This window comes from Labrys miyagiensis, from assembly GCF_030160835.1.
Classification (GTDB): Bacteria; Pseudomonadota; Alphaproteobacteria; order Rhizobiales; family Labraceae; genus Labrys; species Labrys miyagiensis.
The window spans coordinates 15,686-37,854 of the sequence record NZ_BSPC01000011.1; the positions used below are offsets into that span (position 1 = coordinate 15,686).

General features: G+C 64.2%; 23 protein-coding genes. 14 read left to right on the forward strand and 9 right to left on the reverse strand.

Translation table 11 applies throughout. The features are described from left to right. Positions 1 to 30 precede the first annotated feature (30 nt). Positions 31 to 801 (reverse strand): L-iditol 2-dehydrogenase, encoded by a 771-nt coding sequence (locus QQL24_RS06515; RefSeq protein WP_284311097.1) that lies wholly within the window; start codon positions 799 to 801, stop codon positions 31 to 33. A gap of 188 nt (positions 802 to 989) precedes the next feature. Beyond that, on the reverse strand, positions 990 to 2,300 hold the full coding sequence (locus tag QQL24_RS06520) for an ABC transporter substrate-binding protein (protein ID WP_284311098.1): 1,311 nt from the start codon (positions 2,298 to 2,300) through the stop codon (positions 990 to 992). Positions 2,301 to 2,570: 270 nt separating this feature from the next. On the opposite strand from QQL24_RS06520, the gene QQL24_RS06525 reads away from it, so the two are divergent. Beyond that, positions 2,571 to 3,557 carry a LacI family DNA-binding transcriptional regulator gene (locus QQL24_RS06525; protein ID WP_284311099.1) on the forward strand — a complete coding sequence of 329 codons (987 nt, stop codon included), beginning with the start codon at positions 2,571 to 2,573 and terminating at the stop codon, positions 3,555 to 3,557. A gap of 198 nt (positions 3,558 to 3,755) precedes the next feature. Here the strand turns inward: QQL24_RS06525 and QQL24_RS06530 are convergent, their stop codons facing one another. After that, complete coding sequence (locus QQL24_RS06530; RefSeq protein ID WP_284311100.1) at positions 3,756 to 4,211, reverse strand: FxsA family protein; 456 nt, start codon at positions 4,209 to 4,211, stop codon at positions 3,756 to 3,758. 196 nt (positions 4,212 to 4,407) lie between these two features. Here QQL24_RS06530 and QQL24_RS06535 point away from each other — a divergent pair, with 196 nt between their 5' ends. From QQL24_RS06535 to QQL24_RS06585, 11 genes are all read left to right on the forward strand, one after another. Beyond that, the gene (locus QQL24_RS06535; protein ID WP_284311101.1) at positions 4,408 to 5,106 is read left to right on the forward strand and encodes a Tim44/TimA family putative adaptor protein; all 699 of its coding nucleotides are present in this window, start codon (positions 4,408 to 4,410) and stop codon (positions 5,104 to 5,106) included. A 41-nt stretch (positions 5,107 to 5,147) separates the two neighbouring features. Beyond that, positions 5,148 to 6,392: a murein transglycosylase A gene (gene mltA / locus QQL24_RS06540; RefSeq protein WP_284311102.1), complete on the forward strand. Its 1,245-nt coding sequence runs from the start codon at positions 5,148 to 5,150 to the stop codon at positions 6,390 to 6,392. Next, positions 6,389 to 6,976, forward strand: coding sequence for a Smr/MutS family protein (locus QQL24_RS06545; protein ID WP_284311103.1), 588 nt, complete (start codon positions 6,389 to 6,391; stop codon positions 6,974 to 6,976). Before mltA ends, QQL24_RS06545 begins: the two co-directional genes overlap by 4 nt. Then, complete coding sequence (locus tag QQL24_RS06550) at positions 6,973 to 7,335, forward strand: helix-turn-helix domain-containing protein (protein ID WP_284311104.1); 363 nt, start codon at positions 6,973 to 6,975, stop codon at positions 7,333 to 7,335. The genes QQL24_RS06545 and QQL24_RS06550 overlap by 4 nt, the downstream gene beginning before the upstream one ends. Before the next feature lie 90 nt (positions 7,336 to 7,425). Then, entirely contained in the window at positions 7,426 to 7,704 is a 279-nt protein-coding gene (locus tag QQL24_RS06555) for a type II toxin-antitoxin system Phd/YefM family antitoxin (protein WP_284311105.1), read from the forward strand. Positions 7,705 to 7,710: 6 nt separating this feature from the next. Next, complete coding sequence (locus tag QQL24_RS06560) at positions 7,711 to 8,043, forward strand: type II toxin-antitoxin system RelE/ParE family toxin (protein WP_284311106.1); 333 nt, start codon at positions 7,711 to 7,713, stop codon at positions 8,041 to 8,043. A gap of 227 nt (positions 8,044 to 8,270) precedes the next feature. Beyond that, complete coding sequence (locus QQL24_RS06565) at positions 8,271 to 10,901, forward strand: phosphatidylglycerol lysyltransferase domain-containing protein (protein WP_284311107.1); 2,631 nt, start codon at positions 8,271 to 8,273, stop codon at positions 10,899 to 10,901. 381 nt (positions 10,902 to 11,282) lie between these two features. Continuing rightward, the gene (locus QQL24_RS06570) at positions 11,283 to 12,695 is read left to right on the forward strand and encodes a 6-hydroxynicotinate reductase (RefSeq protein WP_284311321.1); all 1,413 of its coding nucleotides are present in this window, start codon (positions 11,283 to 11,285) and stop codon (positions 12,693 to 12,695) included. After that, entirely contained in the window at positions 12,692 to 13,558 is an 867-nt protein-coding gene (locus QQL24_RS06575) for a UPF0280 family protein (protein ID WP_284311108.1), read from the forward strand. Before QQL24_RS06570 ends, QQL24_RS06575 begins: the two co-directional genes overlap by 4 nt. Before the next feature lies 1 nt (position 13,559). Continuing rightward, complete coding sequence (locus QQL24_RS06580) at positions 13,560 to 14,144, forward strand: amino acid synthesis family protein (protein ID WP_284311109.1); 585 nt, start codon at positions 13,560 to 13,562, stop codon at positions 14,142 to 14,144. 91 nt (positions 14,145 to 14,235) lie between these two features. Then, positions 14,236 to 14,820 (forward strand): amino acid synthesis family protein, encoded by a 585-nt coding sequence (locus QQL24_RS06585; protein WP_284311110.1) that lies wholly within the window; start codon positions 14,236 to 14,238, stop codon positions 14,818 to 14,820. A gap of 2 nt (positions 14,821 to 14,822) precedes the next feature. On the opposite strand, the gene QQL24_RS06590 is transcribed toward QQL24_RS06585, so the two are convergent. The 6 genes from QQL24_RS06590 to QQL24_RS06615 all read right to left on the reverse strand — a co-directional run bounded on the left by QQL24_RS06590 (position 14,823) and on the right by QQL24_RS06615 (position 19,012). Then, positions 14,823 to 15,107, reverse strand: a complete 285-nt coding sequence (locus QQL24_RS06590) for a HigA family addiction module antitoxin (protein WP_284311111.1) — start codon at positions 15,105 to 15,107, stop codon at positions 14,823 to 14,825. 16 nt (positions 15,108 to 15,123) lie between these two features. Beyond that, on the reverse strand, positions 15,124 to 15,402 hold the full coding sequence (locus QQL24_RS06595) for a type II toxin-antitoxin system RelE/ParE family toxin (RefSeq protein ID WP_284311112.1): 279 nt from the start codon (positions 15,400 to 15,402) through the stop codon (positions 15,124 to 15,126). Between the two features lie 104 nt (positions 15,403 to 15,506). Beyond that, positions 15,507 to 15,854, reverse strand: a complete 348-nt coding sequence (locus tag QQL24_RS06600) for a type II toxin-antitoxin system PemK/MazF family toxin (RefSeq protein ID WP_284311113.1) — start codon at positions 15,852 to 15,854, stop codon at positions 15,507 to 15,509. Continuing rightward, positions 15,847 to 16,092 (reverse strand): AbrB/MazE/SpoVT family DNA-binding domain-containing protein, encoded by a 246-nt coding sequence (locus QQL24_RS06605; RefSeq protein ID WP_284311114.1) that lies wholly within the window; start codon positions 16,090 to 16,092, stop codon positions 15,847 to 15,849. Before QQL24_RS06605 ends, QQL24_RS06600 begins: the two co-directional genes overlap by 8 nt. 317 nt (positions 16,093 to 16,409) lie before the next feature. After that, the gene (locus QQL24_RS06610) at positions 16,410 to 17,909 is read right to left on the reverse strand and encodes an aldehyde dehydrogenase family protein (RefSeq protein WP_284311115.1); all 1,500 of its coding nucleotides are present in this window, start codon (positions 17,907 to 17,909) and stop codon (positions 16,410 to 16,412) included. Next, on the reverse strand, positions 17,906 to 19,012 hold the full coding sequence (locus QQL24_RS06615) for a mandelate racemase/muconate lactonizing enzyme family protein (RefSeq protein ID WP_284311116.1): 1,107 nt from the start codon (positions 19,010 to 19,012) through the stop codon (positions 17,906 to 17,908). Before QQL24_RS06615 ends, QQL24_RS06610 begins: the two co-directional genes overlap by 4 nt. Before the next feature lie 326 nt (positions 19,013 to 19,338). On the opposite strand from QQL24_RS06615, the gene pdxR reads away from it, so the two are divergent. Next, positions 19,339 to 20,823: a MocR-like pyridoxine biosynthesis transcription factor PdxR gene (pdxR, locus tag QQL24_RS06620; RefSeq protein ID WP_284311117.1), complete on the forward strand. Its 1,485-nt coding sequence runs from the start codon at positions 19,339 to 19,341 to the stop codon at positions 20,821 to 20,823. 205 nt (positions 20,824 to 21,028) lie between these two features. After that, positions 21,029 to 22,096, forward strand: coding sequence for an extracellular solute-binding protein (locus QQL24_RS06625; RefSeq protein ID WP_348536437.1), 1,068 nt, complete (start codon positions 21,029 to 21,031; stop codon positions 22,094 to 22,096). Positions 22,097 to 22,169: the final 73 nt, after the last annotated feature.

Sequence of the window (22,169 nt, forward strand, 5' to 3'; positions counted from 1 at the left end):
TGACGAATGGGAGTGAATTGGACCGACGCCTCAGCTCATCCAATTGCCGCCGTCGACGTTGTACGTCTGGGCAAGGATGTAGTTGCTTTCGGCAGAGGCCAGGAAGATGGCCAGCCCAGCGATATCTTCGGGGTTGGCAAAGCGGCCGATCGGCACCGCCTTCGCGACGGCTGCCTTCTTCTCACCCGGCTTGAGGCCTTCCCATTTGGCGAAGCTGGCGTCCACGACATCCCAATGCTCCCCATCGACGACGCCGGGGGCGATGGCGTTGACATTGATGCCATGCTTGACCAGGGCAAGCGCGGCGGACTGGGTCGCGGAGATAATGGCTGCCTTGGATGCACAATACAGCGTGACGAGTGCCTCGCCCCTGCGGCCGGCCTGGCTTGCCATGTTGATGATCTTGCCGCCGCGGCCGCGCGCGATCATCGCATTGGCCACCGCCTTCATCATGAAGAGTGGACCTTTCAGATTGATATCGAACACCCGGTCATAGCTCGCTTCGGTGATATCCTGGATCGGAGCCATGTCGAAGATGGCGGCGTTGTTCACCAGAATATCGATGCCGCCAAACTCCTGATCGACCTCTTTGACGACGCGTTCGATATCGTCGAGCTTCGTCACATCCAGTCGAACAGCTCGCGCAGCGGGCCCAATGTCCCGAGCACCACTCTCCGCCCGCGCAATATCGATGTCCGCGATCACAACTTTGGCGCCCTCAGCCACGAAAGCCTTCGCGAAGCCGTAGCCGATGCCGCGCGCAGCGCCGGTGATAAGTGCAACCTTGCCATTGAGTCTCATGTCTTCATCCTCGAAAGATTAGCCACTTGAAAGCAATCCCCCCAATTCGCCTTTCCAGGTGTGGGGAAAGGTCGTTTGGATCAGATTGCAATTGTATCTGAATGAAACCGGCCTGGAGCCTATTATCGATGCAGCGCTGGGAGAGAGGCTGTCCCATCCAGGACGGGACAGCCGTTGGAAACGAGGAACTACTTGATGTAGCCGGCCTTGGTCATGACACGAGTCACCTGATCCTGTGAGGTCGAGAGCGCGTCATCGATGCTCTCAGTGCCGGCAAGTGCAGACGAGAACTGCTGACCGACGTTCGTTCCGAGGCCCTGGAACTCGGGAATTGCAACGAACTGCACGCCGACATAAGGCACAGGCTTGACCGTCGGATGGTTGGGATCTGCCGACATGATCGAGTCGAGCGTGATCTTGGCAAACGGCGCGGCCTGCAGGTAGTTATCGTCCTTATAGAGCGAGGTTCGCGTCCCCGGGGGAACGTTGGACCACCCGTTCGTCTTGGCTACGAGACCGAGATATTGCTTGCTCGTTGCCCAGGCCAGGAACTTCTGGGCGGCATCAATCTTCTTGGACGAAGCCGGAATGGCAAGAGACCAGGCCCAGAGCCAGTTGCCGCCCTTGCCCAGGCCGGCATTGGGTGCCACAGCGAACCCGACCTTGTCGGAGACAGTCGACTGCTTGGGATCAACGACGAAGGATCCAGCCGACGTCGCATCGATCCAGATGCCGCACTTGCCTTGGTTGAAGAGAGTCAGATTTTCCTGGAAGCCATTCGTCGGGGCACCTTGCGGGCCATAGTTCTTCATCAGGTCGACATAGTAGGTGAGCGTCGCCTTCCATTCAGGCTGATCGAATTGAGGCTTCCAGTTCTCGTCGAACCAGCGAGCGCCGAATGAATTCGCCATCGAGTCGATGAAGGCCATGTTTTCGCCCCAACCCGCCTTGCCGCGGAGGCACACGCCGTAAACGCCGTTGGCGGGGTCGTTCATCTTCTGTGCGGCTTCCTTGACGAAGTCCCAAGTCGGCTGCTCGGGCATCTTGAGCCCGGCCTTTTCGAGCAGATCCTTGCGATACATCGTGAACGAAGATTCGCCATAGAACGGCGCTGCATAGAGCTTGCCGTCATAGCTCAGTCCGGCTCGAATCGGAGGCAGGAGATCGTCGACGTCGTAGCCCTTATCGAAGTCGAGCGGAGCCAGCCAGCCCTTCTTGGCCCAGATCGGTACCTCATAGGTGCCGATGGTGAGGATATCGAATTGACCAGCCTTGGTGGCGATATCCTGGGTGACCTTATCGCGCAGTGCATTTTCTTCGAGCGTCACCCAGTTCAACTGAATGTCCGGATTTGCCTTCGTGAAATCGTCGGTCAGCTTCTGCATGCGAAGCATGTCGCCATTGTTCACCGTGGCGATCGTAAGGGTTTCGGCATGTGCATACGCGACCGAGCCAACGAGGGCGGCTGCGCACACGGCTGCCTTCCACACTCTCCTCATGACGTTCTCCCATCTGGAGCAGGGGGATTGATCTCAATCCTCGAATTCCTGCTTCCGGCGCTCTTCCTTTGTCTCAAAAGCGAGTGCTCGTCAATATCATGTGTATAGAAATTTCTTATCGTATGTAAAGATTTTTAGTGACGTTTGATTCTCACGTGCGTTACGAACGAAACTTCGACATAAGACGGCTTGGGTCAGACGACGAACCAGGGGCAGGGAACGACTGTGTCAGAAGCGACAGACTACGGTGGCGCCGGCAAGATCCGAACCATGGAGGAGTTCGCCGCGGCAGCTGGCCTGTCGCGACCAACCGTATCCAAATATTTCAATGACCCCGATAGCGTTCGGCCGGCAACACGCGAACGGATCGAAAATGCCATCAAACGTCTTGGATATCAGCCCAACCTGCTCGCGGTGAATTTCAACCGCAAGGCCCCGAAAACGATCGGCATGATCGTCCCTTCTTTGGTTGACCCGTTCTACGCCGCCCTGGTCGAGCAGGTAGAGTTGAGCGCACTCGACGAGGGTTACTGGACGATCGTTCTCAATTCCCACGGCGAACGTTCCATGGAGGAGCGCGCTGTCCGCACTTTGATGTCCATGCGTGTCGCAGGATCGATTGTCGTCCCGCTGGGGACAACCTCCGAAATCTCAACGCTGAAGGAACTGGCGGGCGCTTTTCCCCTCGTGCTGGCCGATACCCGCGTTGATATCGACGCGCCCTTTGTCGGAACCGATAACTTTCAGAGCATTTCGCTTATTGTAGATTACCTTCTCCGCACAGGAGAGGCGCCTTGCTATTTCGATATGCCCCGCGTCAATCGAAACGCCCTCGAACGCCGGGAAGCTTACGTCCGCGCGATGGAACGGCGAAACGCGCTCCCCGAAATCATATCGGCGCCAGCGCACAGCTGGGCTTTTGAAGCCGTGGCCTTTGAGCAAATGACGAACCTTCTGTCGAATGGCCCACTGCCGACCAATACCATTTTATGTGCCACCGACAGAACCGCGTTTGGCGTGATGGCGGCGGCGAGTGAACACCGCCTAACGGTTGGTCGGGAAGGACAGCTTCGGGTTGCCGGGCATGACGACCATCCGTTCAGCCGCTTTGCAAGCCCCTCTCTCACGACAGTCGCACAGGACGGCCACAAGATGGCGATGCTGGCGCTTGGAATGTTGATTGGTCGAATTGGAGGAGAGACAGACGAGAGCGCTCATCTCCTGGAAGCGCAACTCCGCATGCGCAATTCAGCATGACGCGATCGTGTATCGCTAGAGCAAAGCGCGTTTAAGCGTAAACGCTGCTTCGCTCTAACTCTTTGTTTCGACGCGTCTTTGCGATTCTTGCCGATTCCGTCAAGTCGCAAAACGCTGTAGGCAGCCTTGCACCTGCTTGGGTCCTTATTCGGCGCAGGTTCTTGTCGAAAAGCCGTGCTACACTTCTCAGCGCCCTGCTTAGTCGACCGGCTTCCACTCGTCTTTGTCGAGGTCGATCACCTTCGGATCGGCGCTGGTCGCACCTGGGCGGGTCCGCGGCGTCACGGGCGAGCCCTCTTGCCATTGCTTGAACAGGCTCGGCAGGATCAGGGCGAAGCCGATGACGTCGGTGACGAAGCCCGGAATGATCATCAGCACGCCGCCGAGCGCCACCATCATGCTTTCGCGCGCGGCGCCGGTCGGCTCGCCGCCCTGCAGGGCGCGCATCAGCCGGGAGAAGGCGGCAGTGCCCTGCCTGCGCAGGAGCGACACGCCGATGAAGGAGGTCGCCACCAAGGCGATCAGCGCCAAGGGCAGGCCGACGCGGGACGCCACCCAGAAGAAGGCGGTGAGTTCGGCGAAGGGCAGGATCGCCAGCCCGGCAAGGCCGAGCCAGGCCCAGCTGGCGGGGACGTTGAAGCTGCGTGCGATCATCGGCGCGGTTACTCCGGTGGGAGCCTTCTGTCTTGGCGGAACCTACCGCATGCTGACCACGTTCAGTGTTCATGGTAGCATGGAAGCTGGCAAGTTACATATTTGACACCATATAGGTGAGGACTGTGGCATTGCCACGGGGGAGTGAAGCCGATATTGCGAACATTGGTTCGATCGGTTGGATGCTGAAGGTCAGATGGGCAGTTTCGATATCATCACGCTCGTTTTCCTCGGGCTTGCGGTCTTCGTGATCTTCAAGCTGCGCTCGGTGTTGGGCGAACGGACGGGTGCGGAGCCGCCGCCCTTCGAGGGACTGCGCCGTGACGCCCCACCGCCGGCCCGCGACGAGAAGGTGGTGACGCTTCCTTCCCGCGAGGCCGAGGCGGGCATTCCTGACGAGACACCGGTGCCGACTTTCCGCTGGGAAGGCTTCGCCGAGCCGGGCTCGGCGCTGGCTACCGGCTTCGACGCCATTGCAGCACTCGATCCCACCTTCCAGCCGCGTACCTTCTCGGCCGGCGCCAAGGCCGCTTATGAGATGATCGTCACCGCCTACAACAATGGCGACCGCAAGACGCTGAAGGGCCTGCTCTCGCGGGAGAATTTCGAGGCTTTCTCGCAGGATATCGGCGAGCGCGAGACACGTGGCGAGAGCGTGCAATCCACCTTCGTGTCGATCGACAAGGCCGATATCACCCAGGCCGTCGCCAAGGGCCGCATGGCCGAGGTGACAGTGAGGTTCGCCTCCCAGATGATCAGCGCCACCAAGGACAAGGCCGGCACTCTCGTCGACGGCAGCCTCGACAAGGTGGAAACCGTCACCGACACCTGGACCTTCGCACGCGACACCAGCACCCGCGATCCCAACTGGCGCCTGGTCGCCACCGGCGAATAGGTGGTGTCGGAGCAAGGCGGGCGGGCGACGGTATCCATGTCATGCGCATTTCCTGGAGTTTGGGCCTCGTTCCGGCGCTTGCCGTGATCGCCGGCATGGCGGGTGCGGCCGAACGCAAGCCCGCTGCCGCCCCCGTGCCGCCGCCCTTGCCTGTGGGCGTGCGGGCCGAACCTGTCTCCTTCCGCGCTCTCGCCGGATGGCGGGGTGACGATCACGCCAAGGCCTTCCAGGTCTGGCTCGCCTCCTGCCGGTCCCAGACGTCGGACAATCCCGCCCTCAATGACGGTGTGCCTGCGCCGCCGGATCTCGTCACCCTCTGCCAGAAGGCGCTCAAACTGGGAAAGCTGGATGCCAGGGCGGCTCGCGCCTTCTTCCAGGACAATTTCAGCCCCTGGCGCATCCGCCCGCCGGAGGGCAGCGGCCCCGTGGCCGGAAAAGCCTTCTATACGGGCTATTACGAGCCTGAGATCCCAGGCTCGCTGGTGCGCGAGGGGCCGTATCAAACCCCGCTGCTCGACCGTCCTTCCGACCTCGTGGCCTTCGGCCTCAACGCCGTCCCGCCCGGTTTCGAGGGCTACGCGGCTGCCCGGCGCAAGCCCGACGGCAGCCTGGAGATCTACCCCGACCGCAAGGCGATCGAGGAAGGCGCGCTGGACGGGCAGGGGCTCGAGATCGGCTATATCGCCGACCCGGTCGACCGCTTCTTCATGCAGGTGCAGGGCTCCGGCACGCTGCGCCTGCCCACGGGCAGCACCGTGCGCTACGCCTATTCCGGCAAGAACGGCCAGCCCTATACCGGCATCGGCCGGATCGTGGCGCAGAGACTCAACGTACCGCCCCGCGAAATCACCATGGCAAGCCTGAGGGCCTTTCTGGCCAAGGATCCGTCGGTGGCGCGCGAGGTGATGCAGGAGAACAAATCCTTCGTCTTCTTCAAGATCGCACCCTTTCTCGGCCCCGATGCCGGCCCCATCGGCGGCGAGGGCCTGCCGGTTACGCCGCTCCGCTCCATCGCCATCGACCGCAAGATCTGGCCCTATGGCCTGCCGGTCTTCATCGACACCGCCATTCCCGATATCGGAGGCGGGGTGAAACCGCAGACGATCCGCAAATTGATGATCGCGCAGGACACCGGTTCAGCCATCATCGGCGCGGCGCGGGCCGATATCTTCTTCGGCACCGGCGACAAGGCGGGAGCGATTGCCGGAGCGGTGCGCCATGGCGGCGAATTCACAGTGCTCTGGCCCAAGCCAGAGGCGGCTTCCAAACCGGGGAGCGCCAGGTGACCCCGCGCCGCCGCAAGGAGCTGACTGCCGAGGACAGCGAGCTTTGGGCCTTCGTCACCCGCGAGGTGACGCCGCTCAAGCGTCGGCGCCGCAAGCCCGTGCCGAAGCCGGTGGAGCTGGTGGTGGAACCGGCCGCCGGCCCTGCCGCCAAGCCGGTACCCAAGGCGAAGGCGGCCGCGCCGAAACCGGTCAAGCCGGTGGCGCCTCCTCTGCCGCCGATCGCTCCGATTGACAAGCATGAGCGCCGCCAGGTGGTGCGCGGCACCCGCGCCATCGATGCCCGCATCGATCTGCATGGCATGCGCCAGGCCGAGGCGCATGGCGCCCTGCGCGGCTTTCTGGCCATCGCGCAGATGCGCGGCTATTCCATGGTGCTGGTGATCACGGGCAAGGGCGGCACGGGTGGCGAGAGCCTGTTCTCGGCCGATGAGCGCGGCGTCCTGCGCCGCGTCGTGCCGCAATGGCTGCGCATGCCGGATCTCCGACCCCTCGTACTCGGCTTCGAGGAGGCGCATCAGGGCCATGGCGGCAGTGGCGCACTCTATGTTCGGCTGCGGCGCCTGCGCAAAGGCCCTCAGCCATGACGCCCTTCGGTGCCAAGCTGCGCGACCTGCGCGCCGCCCGCGGCCAGAGCCTCAAGCAGATGGCGGGCGCGCTCGGCGTCTCCCCCGCCTATCTCTCGGCTTTGGAGCATGGCAAGCGCGGGCGGCCGACCTGGCTGCTGATCCAGCGCATCATTGCCCATTTCAACATCATCTGGGACGAGGCGGAGGACCTGCAACGCCTCGCCGCGCTCTCCGATCCCCGCGTCGTCGTTGACACGGCCGGCCTCACGCCCCAGGCGACGGAGCTTGCCAACCGGCTCGCCCGGGACATCGCCACGCTGCCGGAGGCGGAGATCCGGGCGCTGCTCTCCCGCTTGCGGACGATCAGTCGGGAGTAGAGTCCGGCCGGCAAGGCCAAACCGACGTGTTGTGGTTTTGCATTTTCGGACTACATTCGGTCCTTATTTTGGTCACCGAGAGATGCGCCCATGAAGATCACCGACCGTGTGAAGCCAATCAGTTATCTGAAAGCGCATGCTCCAGAGATAATCCGTGGTCTCTCCGAAGGCGCGGATCCCGTTGTCATTACACTTCATGGTGAGGCAAAGGCGGTGTTGCAAGACGTCGCACAGTACGAAGAGACTCAGGAGACGCTTGCGCTCCTGAAAGTGCTGGCACTGACCAATCAGCAGGTTGAACAGGGCAAGGTGCGTCCCGTTTCGGAAGCATTCCAACGTATCCGCGAGCGTATCAAGAACGAAGCGTGATGCCCGATGCGCTACCGTGTGGTGATGGCCGACGAGGCCGAGGCTGATATTGAGGATATTTATCGCTATATCGCGCGCCATGACTCGATAACGATCGCTGAACGCGTCATGCAGGCTCTCGATGATGCCTGTCACGGCCTCGGCCACATGCCTCTACGGGGCAATGTTCCCAAGGAACTCATCAGTCTCGGTATTTCCGAATATCGCGAGGCTCATTATAAGCCTTTCAGGATCATTTACCGGGTTATCGGGGCCGATGTGGTGATCTATTGCGTTGTCGATGGGCGCCGCGACATGCGCGCCTTTCTTGAGCGACGGCTTCTGCGTCAACCGCGATAGGCAAACGGGATCCTGAGCGCTTTGCATACGCTTGCCAAAGGCGCACCAAACGCGGAGTGGTGATCGCCACTCCGCGTTCGGTGCGCGCCCGATCGAGGAAGCTGCGCCTCTAATAGGGCCGAATTCTCCACCGCAACGCCGAATCGCGCCGCGCACCCCTTCACAATTTGGTCTTCCTGCGCGCATAAGGCAGGCCTGTTGCAGGACCGTGGTTCGGGAGTCGATGCGTGACGGCGGAAAAGGACGAGATCAAGCCGGCATCGACATTGCTCGTCCTGCCTCGTGAAGGAGGCCGCCTGTCCGCCCTCCGGCGAGTCCTGCGCCGCGTGCCCTGGAACTATGTCGGCCCGATCCTCTCGATCGCCTTGTTCGTCGGCGCCCTGGTGGTGCTCGCCTCGCTCCTGCGCACCGTCAAGCCGGATGAGGTGGTGGCGGGCTTCACGGCGACGCCGGCCCTCGCCATCGCGCTTTCCATCGTCTTCACCGCCTGCTCCTACCTAGCCTTGACCGGCTATGACGGCCTGGCGCTGAAGCAGATCGGCGCCAAGGACATCTCCTATTCCACCGCCGCCATCGGCTCCTTCACCTCCTACGCCATCAGTTACACGCTGGGCGTGCCGCTGCTCACCGCCGGCGTGGTGCGCTACCGCGTCTATGGCGGCGCCGGCCTCTCCGGGCCGCAGATCGCCGCGCTCACGCTGGTTTGCACCCTCACCTTTTGGCTGGGCATGGGGGCGGTGCTGGCCCTCGGCCTCTTGCTGGTGCCGCAATCCGTGGCCGGGGTGGATCATCTGCCGACGATCTTCAACATGGCGATCGGTCTCATCCTGATCGGCCTCATCGTCGGCTATGTTTCCTATGTCTCCACCGGCAGGCGCGTGGTGGCGGTCGAGGGCTGGTCGATGCCGCTGCCGGGCGGCAAGGTCACCGCCATGCAGATCGCTCTGGGCGTGTTCGACGTCTGCGCCGGCGCCGGTGCGCTCTATGTGCTGCTGCCCGAGCAGGCGGCGGGCATTCCCTTCTTCACCTTCATGGTGATCTACGTGCTGGCCGCCTTCCTCGGCGTGCTCAGCCATTCGCCCGGCGGCCTCGGCCCATTCGAGGCCACCATGCTGGTGGCGCTGCCGCAGATTCCCGAGCCGATCCTGCTCGGCCGCATCATCCTGTTCCGCGTCATCTACTACTTCATTCCCTTCGCCCTGGCGCTCGCCATTCTCGGCGCCTATGAACTCGCGCGCCGCCGCCATTTCGTCGGCAAGATGGTGGACCAGGTCTCCGGCATCATGAAGCCGCTGGCGCCGATCCTGGTCTCCGGCGCCATGTTCCTGGCAGGCGGCGCCCTGCTGATCACTGGCGCCGTGCCGGCAAGCGAGGCAAGGCGGATCCTGCTCACCGATTTCGTGCCGCTGCCGGTGCTGGAGTTTTCGCATCTGGTCGCCTCGCTGACCGGCGTGGCGCTGCTCTTCCTGGCCCGCGGGCTGATCCGCCGCATCGAGTCGGCCTGGCGGGCGGCGATGATCGTGCTGATCGTCGGTACGGTGGCGACGCTGCTACGCAGCGCAGACTTGCGCTTCATGCTGACCTTGTGCTGCGCGCTCCTGGTGCTCGCCCTCAGCCGGCCGGCTTTTCCGCGCAGCGCCACGCTCTTCGGCGTCGACTATTCGCCGCTCCTGCTCGGCGCCATCGCCGCCATGCTGGCCGTGACGGTGTGGATCGGTTTCTTCGCCTTCCGGTTTGTCGACTACACGCCAGACCTCTGGCTGCGCTTCGGCCAGGGCTATGAGATGTCGCGCTTCCTGCGTTCCACGAGTCTTGCCGTGGTGGCGGCCGTCGCCATCAGCTTCCTCACCGTCTACTGGAAGGGCGGCATCGGCCTGGTGCCGGCCAGCGCCGTCGATCTCAGCGCCCTGGTGGCCCGCGTTCCTTCGGCGGAAGCGCGCCTCGCTCTGCTGCCGGGCCAGATGCTACTGGCCAGCGACCTGGGTCGTGCCGCCATGGTGGTGGCACGCTCGGGCGGCTCCTCCATCGCCCTTGGCGACCCCCTGGGGGCCCCTGCGGTCGTGCAGGACCTGCTCTGGGTATTCGGCGAGCGGGCCGAGCAGGAGCGGCTCTGGCCCGTGGTGCTGTCGGCCTCGCCGCAGATGCGCGCCAACTATCTCGAGGCCGGCCTGATCCTGACACCGATCGGCGATCACGCCTGGCTCGATCTCGCCAACCTGCCGGACGAACCCTTCAGCGGCGCCAATGCCGTGTTCGGCTGGGCGGATATCCACTCCCTCAGCATCGATCTCGTGCCGGCGGGGGCGACCGCCGCGACCATCTCGCTGCTCGACGGGGTTTCGCAGGCCTGGCTCTCCGGCACCGGGCAGAGCGAGGGGCATTTCGTCATCGGCCGCTTCACGCCCGAATGGATCCGCACCAATGACTGCGCCATCCTGCGCCGAGCCGGCGAGATCGTCGGCTTTGCCGTGGTGATGCGGAGCGGCAACAATGAGGAGTGGGCCATCGACATCCTGCGTTATCTGCCGGATCTCGGGCCCAACGCGCTCGATTTCATGCTGCTGCGCCTGCTGCGCCTCGCCAAGGCGCGCGGCGTGCAGCGCTTCGATCTCGGCCTGACGCCCAATCCCGCCCGCGCCACCGAGAATCTCGGCCCGGCCTGGCAGCGCGTCACCCCGCTCCTGTTCCGCTTCGGCGACCACATCCAGAATTTCGACGCCCTGCGCGGCTTCAAGGCCCGCTTCAATCCGCGTTTCGAGCCGCGCTACCTCGCCTGCACCGCCGGCTTTGCGCTGCCGACGATCTTGCAGGACGTTACGGCGCTGATCGAGAAGGGCGGGGAGGAGACGCCAGTTTGAGGGGCGCGGCGCGAGGTCGGAGGGGGTGTGGACAGAATGAGGCGGAGGAACCGCTAACCCAGGGCTCCTTTCCCGCGCCTTATCCTGGCCACACCCCCTCCGTCACGACTTCGTCGTGCCCAGCGCACACAAAGTGTGCGCGATACCCCAAGCTTCGTGGGAGAGGCTTCGCGTCCCGCCCTTTTCGTCATGCAGCCATACTTGACACTGTGCGCTAACCCGCCGAATATTGTTAGTACACAAACGAAATCGGGACGCCTCGTTCCCGTCGAGGGCCAGCGCATGACCACTTACAGCGAGTTCTCCGCCCATAGCGAGTTCGCCGTGCCTCAGCCTCAGCTCGGCGTCGACGACAAGATCCGCTGCGATGCCTGCCCCGTGATGTGCTACATCAAGCCCGGCATGGCCGGCGCCTGTGATCGCTATGCCAACGACAATGGCGTGCTGGTGCGTGTCGATCCGCTCGTTCTCCTGGAGCGCACGGTCGGTGAAGGTGGCGAGGTCGTGCCCTTCGGCGGCGGCAGCTGGGACGGCTCGCTGGTAGCGGGCTCGGAGAAATTCGTCACCGCCATCGGTGCCGGCACCACCTATCCAGACTACAAGCCGGCGCCCTTCATCGTGTCCTCCGAGGTCGAGGGCGTCGACATGGTCACGGTCGTCACCGAGGGCATCTTTTCCTATTGCGGCGTGAAGGTGAAGATCGATACCGACCGCTTCATCGGCCCCGAACAGAGCACGGTGCGCGTGAAGGGCGAGGCGGTGGGCCATGTCACCACCGGCGAATATGGCTCTCAGATGCTCTCGCTCGGCGGCGTGCACCACCTCACCGGCGGCTCGAAGAAGGAAGGGCGCGTCACCTGCGACGCCCTGCTGGAGCTCTGCAACGGCAAGCCGGTGGAACTGACCATCGATGATGGCGCCACCCTCATCATCGAGGCGGGCAAGGCGCCGATCGTCAACGGCCAGATGGAGCAGCGCATGCGGGTGGGCTGCGGCTCGGCCACCATCGGTATCTTCGCCAAGCAATGGGAGGGCAAGACCGACGAGGTGGTGGTCGTGGACGATCATATCACCGGCGTGCTCTCCGAACACCAGGCCGGCAAGCTGCTCGGCATTCCCGATACGGGAATCAAGATGAAAGGGCGGCGCTCGACCCCCGGCCGCTATTTCCAGGTCGCCCAGCCCGGCACCGGCTGGGGCGGCACGGATATCGACGATCCCCTCACCATCCTCGGTCCCTTCGATTCGAAAGTGGCCTGGCCTGGGCTACGCCTGCTGATGGTCAGCACCACCGGCGAGCACCATGCCTATTACGAGCTCGACGACGAGCTCAAGCCAGTGAAGCGCGACCTGCCGGAGGTCTTGGTGGAATCCGTCGAGCGCATCGCCGAGAATTGTGAGCCGGCCCTTGCAACCGTGCTGTTCATCGGCGGGGCCGGCGGCTCGCTACGCGCCGGCGTCACCGAGAACCCTGTGCGCCTGACGCGCTCGGTGAAGAACGCCCTCACTTATGTCACCTGCGGCGGCGCCCCCGTCTATGTCTGGCCGGGTGGTGGCATCACCTTCATGGTCGACGTGACGCGGCTGCCGGAAAACGCCTTCGGCTATGTGCCGACGCCGGCCCTGGTGGCGCCGATCGAGTTCACGCTGCGCCTCGACGATTACGAGGCGATGGGCGGTCATGTCGGTCATGTCAGGCCGCTGTCCGAGATCACCGAAGGCAAAGGCGTACGCCACCGCGACGACAATCCCTGGCCGCTGACGCCGCATGATGCGAAGCGGTCGCACGGATGAGCCCCCAAGCCGCCATCCTCGCCGATGGCCGCCGGCTGCATCTGCAGCACGGGCCGATCGATCTCGTCATCGAGGCCTTCGGCGAGGTCGGCGCGGTGCAGGACGCCTATCGGACGGCGGCAAGACGTTTCGACGGGCTGCTGGAAGAGCTGTGCGCCGAGCTGCCGCTGCTGCGTGCGAAACAGCGGTCCGACAGTGCCGAGGCCGAGGGGATCGTGGCGCGCCGCATGCAGGCCGCAGTCAGCCCCCATGCCGCCGCGCATTTCATCACGCCGATGGCGGCTGTGGCGGGTTCCGTGGCCGATGAGATCCTCGCCGCCATGCTGGCCGCCGCGCCGCTGCGCCGCGCCTATGTCAACAATGGCGGCGACATCGCCCTGCATCTGGCCGAAGGCGAGGTCTTCGCCATCGGCCTGGTGGATCGGCCGGACCAGCCCAGCCTGTTTGCCCGCAGCGAGATCCGCGCTGCCGACGGTGTCGGGGGCATCGCCACCTCGGGCTGGCGCGGGCGCAGCTTTTCCCTGGGTATCGCCGATGCCGTGACGGTGCTGGCGCCCTCCGCCGCCATGGCGGATGCGGCGGCCACCATCATCGCCAATGCAGTCGACCTGCCTGGCCATACCGCCGTCACCCGCCTCCCGGCCGTCTCCCTGCAGCCCGACAGCGATCTCGGGGAGCGCCTGGTTACGCGCGGGGTCGGCGTCCTCACGCCCGGCGAGATCGCGCTTGCCCTGCAGGGTGGGGAGATCCGGGCGCGAGACCTCATCGACGCAGGCTTGATCGCCGCCGCCGCCCTTCACCTTGCCGGCGCCACGCGCCTCGTGCCAACCTCTTACGCCCTCATTCAACCGGAAGCCGCCTGAGATGCCCGAAGTCGTTCTGCGCAAGCGCGCCATCATCGTCGAGGAGATCTTCCACGAGGGCGGCCCGGCCAGCCCCGTGCCGCTGAAGCGCGGAGCCGCCATCTCGGTAATCCGCAACCCCTTCGCCGGCCGCTATGTCGAGGAAATCGCCTCCTTCATGGACGATCTCAAGCCGCTGGGGCTCGAGATGGCGAAGGCGCTGCTGGCGGCGCTGGGTGGCGATCCAGCCAGCGTCGAGGGCTATGGCAAGGGCGCCATCGTCGGCGCGGCCGGCGAGCTCGAACATGGCGCGCTCTGGCACGTGCCGGGTGGCTATGCCATGCGCGAGATCCTGGGTGACGCCAAGGCGATCGTGCCCTCCACCAAGAAGCTCGGCGCACCGGGCACGCGGCTCGACGTGCCCATCACCCATGTCAACGCCTCCTATGTGCGCAGCCATTTCGACGCCATGGAAGTCGGCCTGTCCGACGCCCCCAAGGCCGACGAGATCGCCCTCGTCCTGGTGATGACCACCGGCCCGCGCATCCACGCCCGTGTGGGCGGCTTGGCGGCCGGGGACGTGAAGGGGCTGGATGGGTTGAGGTAACCGGGGGGTGGGTCTTCAGACCCGGCTCTTCTTCTCAGCAACCGCCACGTATTCAGGCTGGTCTGAAGACCAGCCCCCAGGAGGTATCATCATGCCCGCCAAGATCCGCAAGCTCGTCACCCTCCTCGAGGAAGTCCGCACCGAGATGGACCGACCCGTCGATCCGCCCACCCGCCGCGCTGCTGCCGTCGCGGTGATCGAGAACCCCTTCGCCGGGCGCTATGTCGAGGATCTCACGCCGCTGATGGAGATCGGCGAGGAACTCGGCGACCTGCTCACCAGGCGCGCGGTAGCGGCGTTGGGCATCGAGGGTCCGGCGGCCGAAAGCTACGGCAAGGCTGCGGCCGTGGGCGAGAATGGCGAGCTGGAGCATGCCGCCGCCATCCTGCATCCCAGGATGGGTGCGCCGGTGCGCAAGGCCCTGGGCAAGGGCGCGGCGCTGATCCCCTCGGCCAAGAAGCGCTGCGGCCTCGGCGGCGTGCTCGATGTGCCGCTCGGCCACAAGGATGCGGCCTTCGTGCGCAGCCATTTCGACGCCATGGAAGTGCGCGTGCCCGACGCGCCCCGCGCCAACGAGATCCTGGTGGCGATCGTCGTCACCGACAGCGGCCGCCCGCTGCCGCGTGTCGGGGGGCTGGCGAAGAGCGAGATCAAGGGCGAGGATGGGCTGCGATAGGGTTACGCGGCGTTCTGCAGCCGGCGCACTGTGGGCTTGGTGTTCTTCCTGGCCTGCGCCAGGTCAAAGCTCGTTTGCATGGCCAACCAGGCCCGGGCCGTGCTGACGCCAGCCATTTCAAGTCGGATGGCGAGATCCGGGCTGATCGCCGCGCGACCATGCAGAACGCGGGACAGAGCCACTCTTGATATGCCGAGGCGGCTGGCCGTCTCCGTCACCGAAATTTCGAGCGGAGCAAGCACATCTTCCCGCAAAAGCTCGCCGGGATGAGGAGGGTTCATCATCATCACCATGCAACTCCTTTCAATGATAATCTTGATAGTCGACCAATTCGACATCGGCACCGACAAATCGAAATGTGACCCGCCAATTGCCGTTCACCCAGACCGACCAGTGTCCCCTCAAATCACCCTTCAGGGAATGCAATTTGAAGCCTGGCACATCCATATCGGCAGGTTCCACAGCCACATCCAGAGAGCCTAATATGCGCCTGAGCTTGTTGGCGTGAGCGGCTTGGACGCCTCTAGTGGAATCCGTCCGATAAAGAGCTTCGAGGCCTTTGTGTCGGAAACTGACAATCATGCATTATTGTATCGTGTATCGTTACGCTATACAAGGCGCGAGTTTGCGATGGACCTTGATAGATGGAGCGGCCTAGGTCGCAGCCGATGTGACATCAGCGTTCGCTACATTCCGCACAACGCGGCGAGTTTTGCCCGCACGTCCGCCAATGTGGCAGCCGGCACGCTCCCTCCAGCGTAGCGGATGGGTCGGGCGGTGGTATCGATGCTTCGCACGTGGCCTGTCAGGATTTCGCCGGACACGGCGAGGCCTGGCGGGAGAATGACGCTGGTCCCGAAATTCCGGATCGTGCTGGTGATCGGACAAACGATGGCGAACCCCGATGCCCGGCTGAACGCCATGGGAGACAGCACAAGGGCTGGCCTTCGTTCGCCTAGTTCCCGGCCCGTCCTTGGATCGAAGTCGGTCCAGATGAGATCGCCCTCATCGGGCGTGTAGGTGACATTAGTCATCCACGATCTCTCCTCCTACATCCACACCCCACTCAAACGCGGCACCCATGGCCTCGGGCGTCACATTGACGAGCAGATCCTCCAATCGATAGCTGGGCGTGGCCCCTTCAACGATGAGCCTGTTGCCTTCGGCGACGACGCTGACTGTTTGCCCTTCGCTGATGCCGATTTGCTGAACAAGTGCTCGCGGCAGCCTGAGGCCCAGGGAATTGCCCCATTTCGACACGACGACTTCCATGTCATGACCCTCCAAGAGTGATACACAATGTATATCCATCTCAAAGGAAGCGCAATCAGCTGAAATCCCGCCGCGATGCTCTTCACCAGCGGCAGTTCCTCAGCCGATAGCTTATTGAGCCCGGAATCTCTCAGGAGGTTGGTAGCACGCTTGCGGTGCGGTAGCAGGACCGCAATCTGAAGAAGATTTGCTGTCGGCCCGTCTCGCAGGGCAGACATCAGTTGCGGAACTATCGAGTGGAGCAGGAAGGCCTTGCTAAAGAAGTTCATCTCGATAGGAAGCTAGCATGACCACCATGCCACTGAGTGGGGTCGCCACTATCCCGAAATCCGCGCCGCGATGCTCTTCACCCGCGTATAGTTCTTCAGCCCGTCCAGGCCCTTCTCCCGCCCGAAGCCAGATTTGCGGTTGCCGCCGAAGGGCATTTCGATGCCGCCGGCGAAATATTCGTTGATGAAGACCTGGCCGGCGTCGATGTCGCGGGCGAGGCGATGGGCACGGCCGAAATCGGCGGTGTAGATGCCGGCGACAAGGCCGTAGCTGGTGCCGTTGGCAAGGGCCAGCGCTTCTTCCTCGCTCTCGAAGGGCTGCACCGTCAGCACCGGCCCGAAGACTTCCTCCTGCACGATGGCGTCGCTGCTCGAAGAGGGCTCGATGATGGTGGGTTGATAGAACCATCCCTGGCCAAGCGCGCCACCTTCGGCCCTGGCTCCGCCGGTGTGCAGTTTGGCGCCGCGCTCGACGGCCGACGCCACCATGCCCTCGATCTTGGCGAGTTGCGCCGCCGAGTTGACCGGCCCCATGCCGGGATTGGTCAGGCCGTGGCCGAGCGTGAGGGCGCACACGCGTTCGGTGAGGTGGGCGAGGAACGTCTCGCTGAGGCTCTTCTCGATCACCAGGCGCGAACCGGCCGAGCAGATCTGGCCGGCATTCTCGTAGATCGCTTCCATCATGCCTGATAGCGCCGCCTCGATATTGCAGTCAGCGAAGACCACGACAGGCGATTTGCCGCCGAGTTCCAGGACAAGCTGCGTCACATTCGGCGCGGCCGCCTGCATCACGCCGATGCCGGTGGCGACCGAACCAGTGAAGGTGATCTGATCGATGCCGGTATGGCTGACCAGCGGCGCGCCGGCCTCGCGGCCCGTACCCGTCACCACATTGCATACGCCATCCGGCAGACCGGCCTGGTGCAGGATGTCCGCCAGCATCAGGGCCGTGAAGGGTGTCTGCTCGGCTGGCTTGGCCACCACGGCGCAGCCGGCGGCGAGGGCCGGGGCGAGGCCACGGGCGGTGGTGGAGATCGGATAGTTCCAGGGGATGATATGGGCGGTGACGCCCACCGGCTCATGCACCGTCATGCCGAAATGGTCGCGCCCGAGCGGCATGGTATCACCATGCAGCTTGTCGCAGGCGCCGGCGTAATATTCGAAGGTCCGCGCGGCGCCGCGCACGTCGCCCAGCGCCTCGACGAGTTTCTTGCCGGAATCGAGGCTTTCGACGACGGCAAGGCGCTCCGCATTCTCGCCGATCAGCGCCGCCGCACGCTGCAGGATGCGCCCGCGCTCGGCCGGCTTGAGATCGCGCCAGCGCCCTTTCAGCGCCCGCCGCCCGGCCTCGACGGCCGCGTCGACATCGGCGGTATCGCCGGCGGCAAAGCTCGCAAAGGCGGTGCCCCGGCCGGGATCGAAGCTGTCCATACGCGCGCCGGAGTGCGAGGGCTGGAAACGCCCGTCGACGAAATGGCCGCCGGGCAGGCCGGCGATGCGGCCCGTCGTCAGGGCTTCCTGCACCAGCGCGTCGAGGGAGGCGCTCATGCCGCCAACTCCGTCGCCTGGTAACGGGCCTTGGCGAGCCAGTCCGGATTGACATCGATGCCCCAGCCCGGCCCTTGCGGGATTTGCACCTTGCCGTCCTCCACATGCAGCGGATTGGTGAGGAGACCGACCTCCCAGGGATAATAATCCGGGCCCTCGATCGAATATTCGACATAGGGTCCCGCATTCTCCAGCGCGCCCATGACGTGCAGCGTATAGGCCGTCAGCATCGACTGGTTGGCCGAATGCGGTGTCACCGGCAGGCCCGCCGCCCTGGCCAGCGCGGCAACCTTCAGCATGCGCTCGACGCCGCCGATATAGCAGATGTCCGGCTGGGCCACGTCGACGATGCGGTTGCGCATGGCATAGGTCCAGATCGTCAGGTCGCAATCCTGCTCGCCGCCGGTGACATCGAGGGAGAGCGCCTCACTCACCTCCTTGGTCCAGTCATGCTCCCAATAGGGGCAGGGCTCCTCGAAATGGATGACGCCGTGGTCCTGGAGCATATGGCCGACCTCGATGGCCTTGCCGGGCGAATAGGCGCTGTTGCCATCCACCAGCAGCCGCGCCTCCTCGCCCAGGGCCTTGCGCACCGTCGGCACGATGGTGTCGGTGCGGCCGGGCCATTCGTCCTCGTCATGACCGCATTCCTTGCCGACGCGGAACTTGAAGGCGGTGAAGCCGAATTCGCCCTGCAGGCGCTTGAGGCGCTCGGCCTCGTCCTCCGGCGTGATCTCGCCACGCTTCATGCTGGAGGCATAGACGGGGAAGGGGCGGAGCGTACCGCCCAGCAATTCGCACACACTCCTGCCGGCGCGCTTGCCGCGCATGTCCCACAGAGCGGTGTCGAGGCCAGTGAGGGCGCGGAAGAGATAGGAGCAGGGGAATTTGTGCTCGCGCTCGGGAATGAGCTGCACCAGCCCGGCGATGTCGTCGGCATCGCCGCCGATGGCCCAGCGCGCTACCTGGCGATGGAAGACCTCGCAGGTGATGTCGGCATTGTAGGGCGAGACCTGGCCCCAGCCTTCCCGGCCATCTTCGGCCGTGGCGCGGACGAAGCCGACATGTTGGTTGGAGAAGGTTTCCAGCCGCGTGATCTTCATCGAATTGCTCATTGATATCGATAGCGTTCGCGTCGGAGGGAAAGTGCGAACTTATGGCAACGGATATTTCCTTCTAATTGGTCTGCCTCTAAGGTCCATTTTGAACCAACAGGCAGGCCACTGGCTCAATCGAGTTAGGGAAGCGCCGTCATTCCGGGCGACCGTGTCCTCACAAGCGGAGCTTGTGAGTGGAGACCCGGAATCCAAGAACATGAACTTCGCAGGATGGTGTTCATGGATTCCGGCGCTTCGGCCGGAATGACGGGCGGATAGGTGCCTGCCTTTCTCGACCCGAATTCAAAGTCCAACAGGAAAGGGAGGAACACATGGTCAAACGGGCGGGCGGAGCGCTCCTGCAGTCGATCACCATCGACCATGCCTCCTCGCGCACCATCGGCATCCAGCTCACCACGGCGCTGCGCGACCTCATCCTGGGCGGCGGGCTTGCTGCCGGTGAAAGGCTGCCGGCCTCGCGTATCCTCGCCAAGGAACTCGGCATCGCCCGCATGACGGTGATCGGCAGTTTCGAGCAGCTCACGGCAGAGGGATTGGTGGAATCGCGGACTGGCGCCGGCACCTTCGTCAGCGAGGCCGTCCAGACCGACAGGCCAGCCACGCACAGCCTCGAACAGGCCAGGCCGGTGCAGAGCGCGCCACTCGCCCGGCTGCTCTCGGCTGCCTCCCATCATTTCGTGCACCGCCTGCCGCATGAGCCGCGCGCCTTCACCACGGCCATGCCAGCCTTCGACGCCTTCCCGATGGCGCAATGGTCGCGCATCGCGGCCCGCCACTGGCGCAGCCAGCGCCATCAGGTGCTCGGCTATCCCGAGCCGCATGGCCACCGCCCGCTGCGCAATGCCATCGCCGCGCATCTGCGTGCCAATCGTGGCATCACCTGCAGCGCGGATGAGATCTTCATCGTCTCCGGCGCCCAGCAGGCCTTCGACCTGATCGGCAGCACGCTGGTCGATCCCGGCGACCGCATCTGGTTCGAGAATCCCGGCACCATCGGCGCCCGCAACAGCTTCCTCGCGCATGGCGCCGAGATCGTGCCCGTGCCCGTCGACGATGACGGCCTGGTGGTCGCCGAAGGCCTCGCCCGCTCGCCGGACTTCAAGCTCGCCTTCGTCACGCCCTCGCACCAGCAGCCTCTCGGCTCGAAGATGAGCCTGGAGAGGCGCTTTGCCCTGCTGCAGGCCGCCACGGCGGCGGGGGGCTGGGTGATCGAGGATGACTGGGACGGCGAATTCTTCTTCCATGGCCGGCCCCTGCCGACGCTGAAGGGGGTCGATGCCGCCGGCCGGGTGATCTATGTCGGCACCTTCTCCAAGACCTTGTTCCCGGCCCTGCGACTCGGCTTCATCCTGGCGCCGCCGGCCCTCGTGCGCATCTTCGAGACCAGCCTGGAAGCCTTCTCGCCCGGCGTGCCGACCTCGCTGCAGGACCATGTCTCCGATTTCATCGGTGAGGGCCATTTCGCCGCCCATGTCCGGCGCATGCGCAAGCTCTACGCGGAGCGCTGCGAGGCCCTGCTGGAGGCCGGCGCCAGGCACCTGACGCCCTGGCTGGAGATCGTGCCGACCAATACCGGGCTCCACACCGTCGCCTGGCTGAAGGGAGGGCTGAGCGGCACCGCCGTCTCGGCCGCTGCGGCCCGGCGCAACCTCACCGTCGCCGCGATCGAGCGTTTCTGCATCGAGCCCATCGCGCGCGAAGGCTTGGTGCTCGGCTTCGGCGGCATCAACGCCGCCAAGATCGAGGCGGGCGCGAAGAGCCTAGCCCAGACCTTCGCGGAACTGTCATCCGCGTGACATAGGGTGGGCTGTTCCCCCGAAGTGGTCTTCCTATTTCTCCAGAATGGACCTGCCCGGCAGACCAATCGGGACCTAGCGTAATGCTCGAGTAGCTGGGCCGCCTATTGCTGCCGGTGCCGGGCCGAGGTCCGACCCTCGCTCCGACGGCTGCCATGGCTGGTTCGACCAGTTCCTCCAGCAGAACAAAAACCGGAGAGGGCACGTGACCAGCATCAAGACACTCCTTGCAGCCTTAGCCACCACGGCGGTGATCGCATTCGCGACCCCCGCGGCGGCCGAAACCCTGCGCCTTCTGACCTGGGGCGGCTATGCCCCCGACGCGATCGTCAAGAAGTTCGAGCAGGAAACCGGCATCACCGTCGAGGTGACGGTGTCCAACAACGAGGACATCATTTCCAAGCTCCGCGCCACCGGCGGCGCCGGTTTCGACCTGGCCCAGCCCAGCGCCGACCGTATCACCGGCCCACAGGAGGAATACGGCATCTACAAGCCGCTCGATCTCAGCAAGATCGACACCAGCCTCTTCATCCCGGATTTGCTGGAGGCCTCCAAGAAGGTCACCACCGCCGACGGCAAGGTCTATGGCATCTCGCATCTGTGGGGCACGGCCGGTATCGTCGTGAACAGCAAGCAGGCGTCCGACGTGAAGGGCTGGGGAGACCTCTGCACCGACGCCCACAAAGGCAAGGTCTCGATGCGCCTGAAGCGCATCCCGTTGCTCGGCATGGCCTTTGCTGCGGGCGATGATCCCTTCGCCGCCTATGGCGACAAGGCCAAGTATCAGGAGATCATCGACAAAGCCGGCAAGAAGCTTGCCGATTGCAAGGCCAATGTGAAGGCCTATTGGTCGGGCTCGGACGATCTTCTCAACATGCTGCGCTCGGGCGAGGTGGTCGCCTCCGAATCCTGGGATTCCACCGGATTCAAGCTCAATGCCGAGAACCCTGACTTCGTCTTCGTGGCGCCTGACACGGGCGCGCTCGGCTGGATCGACACCTTCGCGCTGCCCGCCAAGGGCAAGGCGGACGATGCTGCCTACAAGTGGATCAACTTCGTGATGAAGCCGGAGAACGCTGCCGCCATCACCGAGGCCTCGGGCAGCTTCTCGGCCTCCAAGGGCGCCGACGACCTCGTCAATCCAGCCCTGCGCAAGGCCTTCAAGCAGTTCTTCCCGCCGGACGTGATCGCCAAGGTCAAGTGGTTCCCGCCGATCCCGGCCGGCTTCGAAGACATGGAAGGCAAGGTTCTCGACCGTATCGCCGCGCAATAGTCCCCTGGCGCGGCAGCCTTGAAAGCGGGACACCATCGTCCCGCTTTCCCTTCTTGGGGGGTGCTGTGCCCAC